The 13,814-nt window shown below is 27.0% G+C and carries 12 protein-coding genes; 1 reads left to right on the top strand and 11 read right to left on the bottom strand.

All coding sequences use genetic code 11. From position 1 onward, the window contains the following. Positions 1–42: 42 nt before the first annotated feature. From lepA to gpr, 4 genes are all read right to left on the bottom strand, one after another. Positions 43–1,845: a translation elongation factor 4 gene (gene lepA, locus NG918_RS11085; RefSeq protein WP_252212605.1), complete on the bottom strand. Its 1,803-nt coding sequence runs from the start codon at positions 1,843–1,845 to the stop codon at positions 43–45. Positions 1,846–1,988: 143 nt separating this feature from the next. After that, entirely contained in the window at positions 1,989–2,369 is a 381-nt protein-coding gene (locus NG918_RS11080; protein ID WP_252212606.1) for a sporulation-related protein NgaS, read from the bottom strand. A 70-nt stretch (positions 2,370–2,439) separates the two neighbouring features. Continuing rightward, the gene (locus NG918_RS11075; protein ID WP_252212607.1) at positions 2,440–3,507 is read right to left on the bottom strand and encodes a stage II sporulation protein P; all 1,068 of its coding nucleotides are present in this window, start codon (positions 3,505–3,507) and stop codon (positions 2,440–2,442) included. Between the two features lie 109 nt (positions 3,508–3,616). After that, on the bottom strand, positions 3,617–4,588 hold the full coding sequence (gene gpr / locus NG918_RS11070) for a GPR endopeptidase (protein WP_252226210.1): 972 nt from the start codon (positions 4,586–4,588) through the stop codon (positions 3,617–3,619). Between the two features lie 320 nt (positions 4,589–4,908). Between gpr and rpsT the strand changes: the two genes are divergently transcribed. Then, positions 4,909–5,172, top strand: coding sequence for a 30S ribosomal protein S20 (gene rpsT / locus NG918_RS11065; protein ID WP_252212609.1), 264 nt, complete (start codon positions 4,909–4,911; stop codon positions 5,170–5,172). Between the two features lie 39 nt (positions 5,173–5,211). On the opposite strand, the gene holA is transcribed toward rpsT, so the two are convergent. The 7 genes from holA to sigF all read right to left on the bottom strand — a co-directional run bounded on the left by holA (position 5,212) and on the right by sigF (position 13,810). Beyond that, the gene (holA, locus tag NG918_RS11060) at positions 5,212–6,246 is read right to left on the bottom strand and encodes a DNA polymerase III subunit delta (protein WP_252212610.1); all 1,035 of its coding nucleotides are present in this window, start codon (positions 6,244–6,246) and stop codon (positions 5,212–5,214) included. A gap of 29 nt (positions 6,247–6,275) precedes the next feature. Further along, a complete protein-coding gene (locus NG918_RS11055) occupies positions 6,276–7,970 on the bottom strand; it encodes a ComEC/Rec2 family competence protein (protein ID WP_252212611.1) in 1,695 nt (564 codons plus the stop codon). A gap of 5 nt (positions 7,971–7,975) precedes the next feature. Continuing rightward, positions 7,976–10,492 (bottom strand): P-type ATPase actuator domain-containing protein, encoded by a 2,517-nt coding sequence (locus tag NG918_RS11050; protein WP_252212612.1) that lies wholly within the window; start codon positions 10,490–10,492, stop codon positions 7,976–7,978. A 113-nt stretch (positions 10,493–10,605) separates the two neighbouring features. Beyond that, a complete protein-coding gene (spoVAE, locus tag NG918_RS11045) occupies positions 10,606–10,962 on the bottom strand; it encodes a stage V sporulation protein AE (protein ID WP_252212613.1) in 357 nt (118 codons plus the stop codon). A 23-nt stretch (positions 10,963–10,985) separates the two neighbouring features. Beyond that, positions 10,986–12,005, bottom strand: a complete 1,020-nt coding sequence (gene spoVAD, locus NG918_RS11040; RefSeq protein ID WP_252212614.1) for a stage V sporulation protein AD — start codon at positions 12,003–12,005, stop codon at positions 10,986–10,988. A gap of 289 nt (positions 12,006–12,294) precedes the next feature. Beyond that, positions 12,295–12,753, bottom strand: coding sequence for a stage V sporulation protein AC (gene spoVAC, locus NG918_RS11035; RefSeq protein WP_286673994.1), 459 nt, complete (start codon positions 12,751–12,753; stop codon positions 12,295–12,297). 301 nt (positions 12,754–13,054) lie between these two features. Then, entirely contained in the window at positions 13,055–13,810 is a 756-nt protein-coding gene (sigF, locus tag NG918_RS11030; protein ID WP_252212615.1) for an RNA polymerase sporulation sigma factor SigF, read from the bottom strand. Positions 13,811–13,814: the final 4 nt, after the last annotated feature.

Raw genomic sequence — 13,814 nt, 5'->3', positions numbered from 1 at the left:
ATTTGTCAGCTTTTTTTCTTATGTTTAATTTTTATTATATTTTTAATCTACTTTTAATACTGCCATAAATGCTTCTTGTGGTACTTCAACAGAACCAACCTGTCTCATTCTCTTCTTACCTTCTTTTTGCTTTTCAAGTAATTTCTTCTTTCTTGAAATATCTCCACCATAACATTTAGCCAATACATCTTTTCTCATAGCTTTTACTGTTTCTCTTGCTATAATTTTTGAGCCAATTGCAGCTTGAATTGGAACTTCAAACATTTGTCTTGGAATTATTTCTTTTAACTTCTCAGCTATGCCTCTTCCTTTGCTATAAGCTCTTTCATCTGGAACTATCATTGATAATGCATCAACTACATCTCCATTTAATAAAATATCAAGCTTAACTAACTTAGTTGTCTTGTATCCTTTAAATTCATAGTCTAAAGATGCGTATCCTCTAGTTCTAGATTTTAATGTATCGAAAAAGTCATAAACTATTTCATTTAGCGGCATATCATAAGTTATTACTGCTCTTGTTTCTTCTATATATTGCATGTCTATATAAATTCCACGACGTTCTTGACATAATTCCATAACAGCTCCAACATAATCAGTTGGTGTAATTATAGATGCTTTTACCACTGGTTCTTCCATAAAATCTATTTCTGTCATTGGTGGTAAATTAGTTGGATTAGTAATATCCAATACTTCACCATTTGTCTTAGTAACCTTATATATAACTGATGGTGCTGTAGTAATTATATCTAAATTAAATTCTCTTTCAACTCTTTCTTGAATTATTTCCATATGCAATAATCCTAGGAATCCACATCTGAAACCAAAACCTAATGCGATAGATGTTTCAGGTTCAAAGTTTAATGCTGCATCATTTATTTGTAATTTTTCTAATGCTTCTTTTAATTCATCGTACTTTGCTCCATCTACTGGATATATTCCTGAATAAACCATAGGTATTGCTGGTTTATATCCTGGTAATGCCTTTCCTGTTGGTCTACTAGCTTCTGTTATAGTATCACCAACTCTTGCATCTCTAACATTCTTTATTGATGCTGTTATGTAACCAACGTCTCCTGCGCTTAATTCTGGAACTGCAAGCGCGCTTGGAATAAACACACCTACTTCAGTTACATCATAAACTTTGTTAGTTGCCATAAGTTTTATTTTATCACCTGGTTTTACTTTACCATCAAGTACTCTTACAATAGATACAACACCCTTATAACTATCATAATAAGAATCAAAAATCAAAGCCTTTAAAGGTGCTTCTTCATCTCCATCAGGTGGAGGTAAAGTTTCAACTATACTTTCTAAAACCTGTTCTATATTTAAACCTGTTTTTGCTGAAATCATAGGTGCACTTCCTGCATCTATTCCTATTACATCTTCAATTTCTTGTTTTACTTCTTCTGGTCTAGCTGAAGGTAAATCAATTTTATTTATAACTGGTGAAATTTCTAAGTCATTATCTAAAGCTAAATAGCAATTTGCTAAAGTTTGAGCTTGAATCCCTTGAGTTGCATCAACTACTAATAAAGCACCTTCACATGCTGCTAGACTTCTAGAGACTTCATATGTAAAATCCACATGTCCTGGAGTATCTATAAGATTAAATATATACTCTTCTCCATTCTCTCTCCTATAGACTAATCTAGCTGCTTGAGACTTTATTGTTATGCCTCTTTCTCTTTCAATCTCCATATTATCTAAGATTTGTTCTTCCATTTCTCTCTTAGTTAATGTTCCTGTTGTTTCTAACAATCTATCTGCAAGTGTTGACTTACCGTGATCGATATGTGCTACTATTGAAAAATTTCGTATATATTTTTGTCTTTCACTCATATATATAACTACCTTAATAAGGCAGTTTAGTCACCCCCATTGTATTTAAATAAAACCTTTTATTTTTTTCAAGTGCCTAAATTATATCATACATGTATTTAATATTTCTATATAAAACTTTTTCAAACCCTTTTATCTAAATATTATTCTTTAGATTTATGAGTAAAATTATACGCATTTTCTTTTAAACCAGTAAAATTAATACTAATTTTGTTATATAAATTTTTTAACTTCTGTGTAAAAATAGATTCTTCATTAATTCTTAAGTCCTTATTACCTATTCTGATCAACAATTGTTTATCTTGTTCTTTATAAATTTTAATTGTTGAATTATCTTTTATAAAATTTGAAAAGTCTTCTCCAAACTCTTCACTAACTAATTCGTAATTTTGCTTTGTATTTCCAAGTGGAGATAATGATTTTGTATTAATGATATTCACCTTTATAAGTCCACCTAATACAATTAAGATCAGCATAATTACTGGTAACATTCTTCTAAATATCCCGTGTTTTTTTTCTCTCATTTTAAAAGACCACCTTTAGATATATTTATCTAAATAATGGTCTTATTCCATTAATATTATTCATTAATCCCTATTTATTTAATATTTCAGCAATAACCCTTGCCATGCATCTTGCTGTAACTTTTGCTTCTTCAATTGAATTTACATTAGATCCCATTTCAAAAAGTAAGCTTCCATCACTTTTACTTTGATTAAATGCATTTTTTCCTCTATTATAAGTTAATATTTTTCTTGTTAATCCTGGAAATAGTTCTTCTGTCTTTTTAAATACTTGTTCTGTTAACGCTTTATTTTTATCATACCTTGTACTATTTTTAGCATTTACAAACATAATTTTAGCAGCTTCTGTCCCTTCAACTTTTGTAGTCATAGCACCTTTGTCAGGCACAGAATCTCTATGCAAATCTAATATAATTTTAAAATCACCATATTTTTTTAGATACTTATCTACCGTTTCACTTGATCTTGAATAACTATCATTATATGAAACGCTATGATTTGTTTTATCATGTATTACTGAAATTCCATAGTTCTCTTCTAATTCTTTTGCTAATACATCTCCAACGCCAACTACATTTGCATTTTCATCAGTAGTATCAGCAGGAGCCTCTGCATAATTTTCAGTTGTATGTGTATGATAAATTAAAATTTCAGGTTTAGATACATTTAGTTCCTTTTTTAAGGATGCATCATAAATCTTACTATTTAATGATTTTTCATTTGATGAAAATTTTAATATACTGTCTTCATTTACGCTAAATTGATTAAATGTTAATGTAGACTCATCATTTCTATCTATATTATTAAAAAAGCCAACTTCGCTTTTTAATATATTCTCATATGTTAACCCGTCCAAACCAACTGATTTTAATAAAACATTTTTTAAAGATAAGTTATTTTCCGCATAACTTTCTTCATTATAAACTTGTTCTTTTACTATTGGCATACCTAAGTTTAATAATTGAACATATGCATATCCACCTCTCTCATTACATTGCTTCAATACACTGCCAACCCTTAGAAAAAATATAAACACTATAATAATTAATAATATTAGTCCACTGTTAATTCTGGAAAGAAACTTAGTTCTTGCATTCTGTTGTTTAAAATTTTTTCTTCCTAATGTAAGTTTATACAAGTTAACCCCCCCTTGCTTCTTTTATATTTATATTAATAAATTTACATAATTATTATCTTTATTTATAAAATTATTAATTTTATAAAAACAAAAAGTGGCTAAGCCACTTTTAATTTAAAAACTTATTTATATCTTCCATTTCCATATCAGGTTGAAGCGCCATATTTACACCATTAGATATAATTTTAGATAATGCCTCAATAATCATATCTACCTCTTTTGGTGCTACTATTAATTCACCAACATTAGCAGATAAAACCTCTTTTATAAGAAGTTTCTTTTCTGATTTATCAATATCTTTTAACATATTATAAAATTCTTTTCCTGATGAAGATTTGCTTATTAATTCATCTATAACTAAATCTATTGAGTCACTAGCAATTGTAGCTGCATCAACAACTGTTGGTACACCTACTGCAATTACTTTTACACCTAAAGTTTTTTCACTTATTTCTTTTCGGTTATTTCCAACACCTGCACCTGGAGATATTCCCGTATCTGAAATTTGAATTGTTCTGTTAACTCTTTCTATACGTCTTGAAGCTAATGCATCTATGCAAACTACCACATCAGGTTTAACTTTATCAACTAAAGATCTTATAATTTCTCCGGTTTCAATGCCTGTTATACCTAATACACCTGGTGCTATAGCACATACAGGCCTTACGGAATCATCAATAGCCTCAGGCATAACAACTTGCAAATGTCTAGTTACCATTATTTTTTCTGCAACTTTAGGTCCTAAAGCATCTGGTGTTACTTGCCAATTTCCAAGACCAACTACTAGTGCTGTTTGCTTTTCCTCTAAATTAATAAGTCTTTTTAATATTTTTCCTAAAACCTTAGAAACATCATCCATTATTCCACCATCATAAACTGTAAATTCTGGAATATCCATTGTTATATAATTTCCTACAGGTTTACCCATTTTTTTAGCTCCATCTTCATTTTCTATCTTTACTGTAGTAAATTTTATATCCCCCTCTTTTTCTTCTTCTGCAATAACTCCATCAATTTCTCTATTATGTTTTTTTATATACATTTCCCTTGATTCAATTGCCAAATCTGTTCTAATATCCATTGTTACCTTACCTCCATATATCAAGTTATTCTTATTTTTAGCTAGATTTTTCTTATAAAAATCGCCTTTCTCTATCTGAATCTTAGAAGAACTTATCCACATGCAACCCATTGATTATCTCATATATTACAAAATAAGATTATTGTTAATGGTAGCAATCAGATAAATGCTTAATACTATTATTTTTCCTATATGTTTAAATTTAATACTTGAATTACATAACTTTCAATGTTATAATAAGGTTTGTTGAAATTAAACGTTGAGCAGATTTCCCCGAAAACTGCTTAGGCCCTATAAAACTTTAAGGGGGTGAATCAAGAATGGCAAACATAAAATCAGCAAAAAAGAGAATTAAAGTTACTGAAACTAAAACTTTAAACAATAGAATGATTAAATCAGCGTTAAAAACTGTAATTAAAAAGTTTGAAGCTGCTGTAGCTGGTAACAATGTTGAAGAAGCTAAAACTGCTTTCGTAGCAGTAACTAAGTCTTTAGATGTGGCTGCTTCAAAAGGTGTTGTTCACAAAAACATGGCTGCAAGAAAGAAATCTAGATTAGCTGCGAAATTAAACGCTATGGCGTAATCTAATAAACCCACCATTTTTGGTGGGTTATTTATTTTCTTATCTTTTTACTGTTAAAGTATTAATAAGTAACAATTCCATTTCCATAGTCTTATCTAGTCCACTAGATTTTAAATTATTTTCTGTATTAACACACAATTTAACAAGTTCACTTAATTGTTTTTCTGTAAATTTACTACTTTGTGCAACTAATTTTTCACAAACAAACTGTGGTAATCTTAATTCTGTCATGAAATTATTTATCTTTTTCCCTTGTCTTAATCCAGTTTTTATATCATAAAGTTTGATAAAATGTCTTTGAATATTACTTATTATTAACATATGTTGATCTGATTTATATAAAATTTCCTTCATTACATCCATTGCACGCTCTATTTTTCTTTGTGCTATTAATTCAACTAAATCAAATACATCATCTTCTCCAGATGATGATATTAACATATCAATATCTTTTTTAGTTATTTCTCTTCCATCTGTATATGAAATCAATTTATCAATTTCTCTTTTTATTATGTCAAAATTATTTTGCACTTTTTCTGCAAAATATATAAGTTCTATTTTCCCTATATTCTTTTTATTTATTTTAAATAAATCATTTATTTTCTTAATATAAGAGTCTCTTCTTAATTTATCACAATGTACAACTGGTATTAATTTATCTAATGAATTTAACTTTTTATTCTTATTAGGTTTTTCCCTTTTATCATTAAATAAATAATACATTATTAAAATAGTATACGGTGGCATGTCAGAAGCATATTTCAACATACTTTTATAAGTCTTATTGGATGCTTCATCACTTTTATCTTTCAAAAAATTAGCTCTGTATACAATGACAACTTTTTTATCACTCATCATTGGAAAAGTTTCACATGCATTCATAATTTCATCATAATTTGTTTTCATACCATCTATTCTTATTAAATTAAGATTATCTTTATCATTTCCTATAGTCTTATTAAGTATTGAGTTTATAGAATCCTTTATAAGCTCTTCATCTAATCCACAAAATATATATGAATTTTTTATATTTCCTTTTTCAATTTCTCTTTCAAAAACTTCATAATTAATCAAAGTAAAATCCGCCTTCCTATACTTCACATCTAAAATAGCACTTTACCTTTAAATAATATAATTTTATTTATATTATTATCGCTAAAATTTATTATATCATAATCCTTAGAATTAACTTTTGTATTATTAGTTTTAAGAATATAATTTTTATCATCAACCTTTAATACACAATTATTTTTATATTTTTTTATTTTAGCTTTATCACCTATATTTATAATTCCATTTTCTCTATATGTTTTTGTAGCAAAAGTCATATTTTTTAATTTTTTTATATCTATATTATTTTTATTTGTTACAAGTACTCTATCACCTTTATAAGTAATTAAAAAAGAACCTTCATTATAATATTGTATTTTAGGTAACGGACTATATAGTTCAATGGTTATTGCTACTATAAATAAAATAGGTAAATAAATAAATTTATATTGATTATTTTTTACAAAATATAAACTTATTAAAATGCTCATATAAAATATAGCTATATATTCATTACCATTGATTATAGGTAATGAATAATACTCTAATTTATCTAATGTCCAGTCAAACCATTTCAATATAACTAAATTAATATAACTACAAAAATCAAATAAGCTAGGTATAACATATGTAACTGGTAAAATATTGCCACATATAACTATTAAATTAATAAACGGCATTAAAAATAAATTTCCCAATATAAAATTGATAGAAAAATCTTTGAACACTAAAACTAAATATGGAAAAGTAAAAATTTCAGCTGATAAACTAATACTTAAAGTATTTCTTAACACCTTAGGCAATTTATAAAACTTATAATTAAGTTTCTTATTATACAAAATTATTCCTAGTGTTGCCAAATATGATAAATGAAATGAGACTTCAAAAACAGCATAAGGTCTCATAAGTAAGAGTACTATTCCAGATATGCTTAATGCTGAGATAGAATTATTATTTCGTTTCAATAAGTGACTTAATTCCAATGTGCTCAGCATTAAAAATGCTCTAATACTTGAATAATTACTGCCAGTAAATAAAACATATATTATAGTAAATATCAAACCTAGCTTAATGCCTAAAAATCTTTTTAGAACACTATATACTATAGCAACATGTAATCCTGAAACACTAATTGCATGTATTATTCCAAAGCTTTTCATATACTCCTTATCTTCATCATCCAAACACTCTGAATAACCAAATGCAATAGATGAAATAAGTCCTGCCTTTCTTTTGCCAATATTTTCTTCTAGCATTTGATATACTTTATTTTTAATATTATACAGTTTACTTATAAAATCATCATCGCTTTTTTGTAAATTATTTATAAAAAGAGTTCCCACTATCCCCTTTTGTTTAATATCGTTATCTTTTAATGTTCCTTTTACATTAAATTTATCGCCTTGAGTTAACTCATCTTTTAAATTTTCTATTATAATTTTTTTACCATTATAACATCCTATTGTTTCATATGAATTATTCTTTAATATTCTTACTTGTGCATCTACATTGGAATTAATATTGTAATAAGAAAAATTAATAAATAATCCAATTGCAAAAATTAAGCTAATTATAAATATAAAGTTAATTCCACAATAATAAAAAACACATATTAAAAAAAAGCCAACAATAAAAATTGTAAGCTTCTTAAAATCAGAAAACAATCCAAAAGTAATTGAACTCAATATTAGCGTTATAAAAATATATACTATTGGATTGGCTATTTCTTCAATTCTTTTTGTGTTCAAATAGCTCACCTCATCAATGAGTTTTGCCACTTTTTAAATAAAATTTCAAACACAAGTAAAAATACTACTATTATAGCTGAAATAATCATGCAGTTATTTGTTATAACTACTTGTTTTAACATAAATGTTGCTCCTAATGATACTATTGCTAAAACTAAAGATATTATCATTAATTTTCTTTCTATTGATGAGTGCCTTAGGCTTATATTGCTATTAAATGCAATAAATACAATTCCACCTAAAGACATTGTTAACAATGAAATTAAATATCTACTATTATCTTTTAATATATATGTTGATATTAATGTTATTGCACTTAATAACATTGATCTACCTATCACTTCTTTCCTGCTTATATCCATTCCATCTTTCAATAATAAAATTAATGCAAGTGGTACACTTAAAATTATATTTATAAATAATATATTAAAAATATCTAATGATTCCGATATTCCAACCATTGAAGACAATAATAAAGTTATTATTTGTGTTAAAACCAATGTATAAATACCTTTAAATGTTCTATTAATATTATGATTTAATTTTGTTGCATAATCTTTTATCTTAAAAAATCCATCTAAATAATTTTCTTTTATATAAACATCGGATATTTTCTTAACTAATAAAGAAGGTTCTCCTTTAGCTATACCAACATTAGATAAATTTAAACTTGGTAAATCCCCCAAATTTTCTCCTGTTGCTGATACTTTATATCCATCTTTATTAAATAGAGCTATTATTTGAGACTTTATTTCAGGATTTATTCTGGAAAATACTCTTACTTTATTTAATAAATCTTTTAATTCTTTAGAACTTAATGTATTTAATTCTATTCCTGATACAACTTGTTCATTTTTATATATAAGTCGTGCTTTTTTTGCTGTTGTGATAGCACTGATTTTATTTTCTTCTGTAAATAGAATTGGAATTATACCATTATCCTTTATTTTATTAACTCTTTCTTCAATATCTTCTTTAAGTGGATTTTCTAAAGCAATAATACCCACAAAAACCATATTACTTTCTATATTTTCATCCGTTGATGGTTGATAACTAAAATTTCTATATGCAAAGGCTTCCGTTATTAAACCTTCTGCTGAAAATTTTATATCAATTTCTTTTATTTTAGATTTTTCTTCATCAGTAAGTTCTTTCTCTACTCCATCTACCATAATATGAGTACATCTTTCTAATACCGAATCTAAATTACCACGTGAATTAGCTCTATACCATCTTTTTATTCTATTCAAAACTGTTATCATTTTTTTATCAAAATCCATAGGTATTTCAATAATTCTAAGATTTTGATTATCTAAAATTGATTTATATACTTTCTTTTTAGACGCATATTCTAAATATGCTATCTCAGCTAAGTCACCTGAACCATTATTATTTTCAACATTATAAATAGAATTATTACATAATAACGATATATCTAATATTCTCGTAATATTTATATCCTTAGAATATTCGACATTCTCAGATAAAGATATTTCATTATTAGTAAATATTTTTTTTACTATCATTTTTTCTTGAGTTATTGCTCCAATTTTATCTAAACACATTATATTAATATTATTTATTAAATCAAAAGTAGAAAAATTTATAATATTAATATCTTGTTTTAAAAATAATTCAGAAATATATTTAACAGCTAGTGCTATAATTAAAAAAACTGGTAAACATCCAATTATAAAAAATCCAGTATATAAATCACTTATGTCTTGTTTTACTAAATTAATACTTATCATTCCGCATATTAATATTAGGAAACTATACAACAGATACTTTCCCCATTGTTTTTGTGTTTTGTTTAATAGGGTGTTCTTTCTATTGCTTGCATATGTAAGCATTGCTAAAAGTCTTCCAAGTTGAGTAGAATTCCCTATTGAAATTACTATACCTTCCCCATTGCCTTCTTTTATTACAGAACCTTTAAAAAGTATATTGTTCATTTCACTAAGTGAATTTATTCCACCGCTTATTTTACTTTCGAATTTCTCTTTAAAAAATGTCTCCCCAGTAATATTTTTTTCATCTACTTTTATATTGTTAGCTTTTATTATTCTTATATCAGCAGGAATCAAGGAATCTTTTTTAAAAATTACTATATCGCCTATTAATATATCTTCTGCTTTTATTATTTGTTGTAGACCATCTCTTACTACAGTAGCCGTAGCAAAGTTCAACTTTTCTAAAAAGCCAATTTCCTTATCTTTTCTAATGTTATAAAACATAAGTGCTGCAGTATTTATAATTAAAAATCCTAATATAATAAATTTATAATTATTAAAATTCAATACAAATAATAAAATTGTAAGTATTAAATATATTAATATATGTACTTGTTTAAATATACTTAGTATATTCTTAGATACTCTATTCCCACTTGGTAATTCTATCTTATTACTTCCATACTTTTCTTTTCTTACTACACACTCACTACTATTAAGTCCTTTTTGTATATTACTGTCTAACATTTCAACAACTTGAAGCCATGTACTTTTACAATATTTGTCCAAAAAATCCCCCCACCTAACTAATAATTAAATAAATAATAAACCAGCCTATAAACTGGATTATTATTTATTAATTATAGTATAAATGTTAGTAGATTAAAAATAAAGTTAAAAATCTACTCTTTTGTTTTAGGGTTGAATATTAGAGCCATTAAATAACCAAAGAAAATAGCAGCAGTTATCCCTCCAGCAGCACCTTTAATACCTCCAGTAAAGGCTCCTAGTAATCCTATTTCTTTTACTTCTTTTATTGCAGCTTTAGCTAATAAATTTCCAAATCCAGGTAAAGGCACAGTAGCTCCTGCACCTCCTATCGCAACAATTTTATCATATATTCCAAAAGCACCTAATATTGCCCCAATTGTAACAAATAAAACTAATATTCTACCTGGTGTTAACTTTGTTGTATCCATTAATATTTGTGCTATTATACATATAATTCCACCAGTTATAAAAGCACTTAAATAATCCATATATGTATTCTCCTTTCAAAAACTTATTTCATTTCTATTGCAACTGCATGTGCTATACCTGGTATACTCTCTCCTTGAAGAGATGAAGTTGGACTCATTAAAGCTCCTGTAGATACTAAGAGTACATTCTTTATTTCTTTTCTCATTAATTTTTTATAAAATTCTCCTGCAAATACAACTGCTGAACATCCACATCCACTTCCTCCTGCAGCAGTTTTTTGTTGTTCATTATTAAAAATTGCTTCTCCACAATCAATATGATTAGATCTTATATCAAAACCATATTCCGATATTAATTTGTCTGCTAACTCTTTTCCTACACTCCCTAAATCACCTGTTGCTATAACATCGTAAAATTCTGGTTTTCTTCCTGTATCATTAAAATGACTTACTAATGTATCTACAGCCGCTGGAGCCATTGCAGCTCCCATATTATTAGGATCTTTTTGACCATAGTCTTTTACTTTTCCAGTAGTTACATAAGTTACCTCTGGGAATTTTCCTTCATGCCCCAATACTAGTGCACCTGAACCTGTTACAGTCCATTGACAAGTAGCACATCTTTGGCATCCATATTCTAGAGGAAATCTAAATTGTCTTTCAGCTGAACTAAAATGAGATGACGTTGCAGCTACTACATGATCTGCACATCCAGAGTCCATTATTATAGATGCTAAACTTAATGATTCTGTCATAGTAGAACATGCTCCATATAATCCAAAAAAAGGTATATCAAATTTTCTTGCTGCAAAGCTCGAAGATATTATTTGATTTAATAAATCTCCAGCAAAAAGATAATCTATATTACATTCCTGTAAATTAGCTCTTGACAAAGCCTCTGTTATAGCTGTAAACATCATTTCACTTTCAGCTTTTTCAAAACTATCTTTGCCACAAGTATCATCATTTAATATTTGATCAAAATACTCCTTTAAAGGTCCTTCACCCTCTTTAGGTCCTACTATGGAGTAAGCAGAAATTATTTTAGGTGGATTTGTTAATTTAACTGTTTGAGATCCTATTTTCTTACTATCTATTTTCATATTTACACCTACCTCAATTAACAAACTATAGTAATTAATCTTAATATCTAATTAATATAAAAAACAAAGTGGTTGTTCCACACTTTTTTAGTTGAGAGTGGAGAGATTAGAGTTAAAAGTTTTGGTAGAAAGTCATAAAGACTTTCCAAAATATATGTTTTTTAAATTCCAATATAGAATTTTCTCCTTCACTCTACACTTTCCACTCTCAATTCTCAACTAATATTTACTCATAAATCTAGATTTTATCAACTTTTATAACTATAAATCTATATAATAACTTTTTATTTTAAAAAATAGACATTATATAATACACAATACCTATAATTACAGACGTTCCTATACCATATACAAGAACTGGACCTGCAATTGTAAACATTTTGGATGCTACTCCAAAAACAAAACCTTCTTTTTTAAATTCTATAGCTGGAGATACAATTGCATTTGAAAAGCCTGTTATTGGTACTACTGTTCCTGCACCTCCAAATTGTGCTATCTTATCATATATCCCTACACCTGTTAATAATGCACCAAAGAAAATCATAGCTATAGAAACAATTGTTTTTACTTCATCTTCTGGCAAACCTAATGTTGCTATATAATTATTTATAAATTGTCCTATAGTACAAATTATTCCTCCAACAAAGAAGGCTTTCGCACAATCCTGAAGTATTTTGGGCTTTGGTTCAATTTGCTTAGCCATCTTTTCATATTTTTGTCTTATGATTTTTTCATTTCTTTTTTTCAATATTTATCACTTTGCTACTTGTAAATATAAACTTGTAGCATTCTCCTTTCTTTTTTATTTTTATATATCCATACATAAGTATTATTTGTAAATTTAGAAAATTTAATTATGTTAATTTGTTCCTTATTATCATTCGCCTAAAACTATTGTATATAGATCCCTTAAATATAATTTATTTCAATTTTAAACCACACAATTTTCAAAACAAAATTACTGATATAATTTCCTAAAGAAAATAAAAAAACAGATGATTGTCTCATCTGTTTTTTTATATTTTTTATAAAAATCACCATTTTAATTTCTATTCCTCTAATTTCTCTCGCATTTTTAAAAGTACCTTTTTTTCAATTCTTGATACTTGAACTTGACTTATACCAAGCAATTTAGCTACTTGGACTTGTGTCTTATCTTTAAAATATCTTAATACTATAATCTGCCTGGCTTTTTCATCTAGACTTCTTAACGCCTCTTTTAGTGCTATTTTATTTATCATTCCAATATCATCTTCACCTTTTTCACTTAACTTATCTATAAGCAATACAGGTGCTCCATCATCTTGATGAATTGTATCATAAAGATATTGTAGACTGTTAGCTGATTCTATAGCAAATATTATTTCTTCTTTATCTACTCCAGAATATTCTGCAAGTTCATCTATAGTAGGACTACGATTTAATTTTTTAGTTAATTCTTCTTTTGTAAAGTGTATACGCTTTGCTAAGCTTTTCACATTACGACTGACTTTTATCATCCCATCGTCTCTTAAAAATCTTTTTATCTCTCCAATGATCATAGGTACTGCATAAGTTGAAAATTTAACATTGTAACTTAAATCAAAATTATTTATGGCCTTTACGAGTCCAATAGATCCTATTTGAAATATGTCCTCATAGTCATATCCTCTATTTAAAAATTTCTTACTTATAGAAGCTACTAGTGGTAAATTCATCTCTATTAATCTATTCATAGCTTCAGAATCACCGTCTTTAGCTAAAGGTAATAATTGTGAATTATCATTATAATTATATTCCTCTCTATTAAAATTCTCTGTTCCCATATTT

This window comes from Clostridium sp. ZBS2 (genome assembly GCF_023845855.1).
Classification (GTDB): Bacteria; Bacillota; Clostridia; order Clostridiales; family Clostridiaceae; genus Clostridium; species Clostridium aquiflavi.
Note: the sequence above shows the minus strand (reverse complement) of the source record. Positions and strands in the feature narration are given on the sequence as shown.

What these genes read in the sequence shown, in the direction of transcription:
- lepA (WP_252212605.1), bottom strand. Translation starts at nt 1,845, where the DNA reads ATGAGTGAAAGACAAAAATATATACGAAATTTTTCAATAGTAGCACAT.
- NG918_RS11080 (WP_252212606.1), bottom strand. Translation starts at nt 2,369, where the DNA reads ATGAGAGAAAAAAAACACGGGATATTTAGAAGAATGTTACCAGTAATT.
- gpr (WP_252226210.1), bottom strand. Translation starts at nt 4,588, where the DNA reads ATGGATATTAGAACAGATTTGGCAATTGAATCAAGGGAAATGTATATA.
- rpsT (WP_252212609.1), top strand. Translation starts at nt 4,909, where the DNA reads ATGGCAAACATAAAATCAGCAAAAAAGAGAATTAAAGTTACTGAAACT.
- spoVAE (WP_252212613.1), bottom strand. Translation starts at nt 10,962, where the DNA reads ATGGATTATTTAAGTGCTTTTATAACTGGTGGAATTATATGTATAATA.
- spoVAD (WP_252212614.1), bottom strand. Translation starts at nt 12,005, where the DNA reads ATGAAAATAGATAGTAAGAAAATAGGATCTCAAACAGTTAAATTAACA.
- sigF (WP_252212615.1), bottom strand. Translation starts at nt 13,810, where the DNA reads ATGGGAACAGAGAATTTTAATAGAGAGGAATATAATTATAATGATAAT.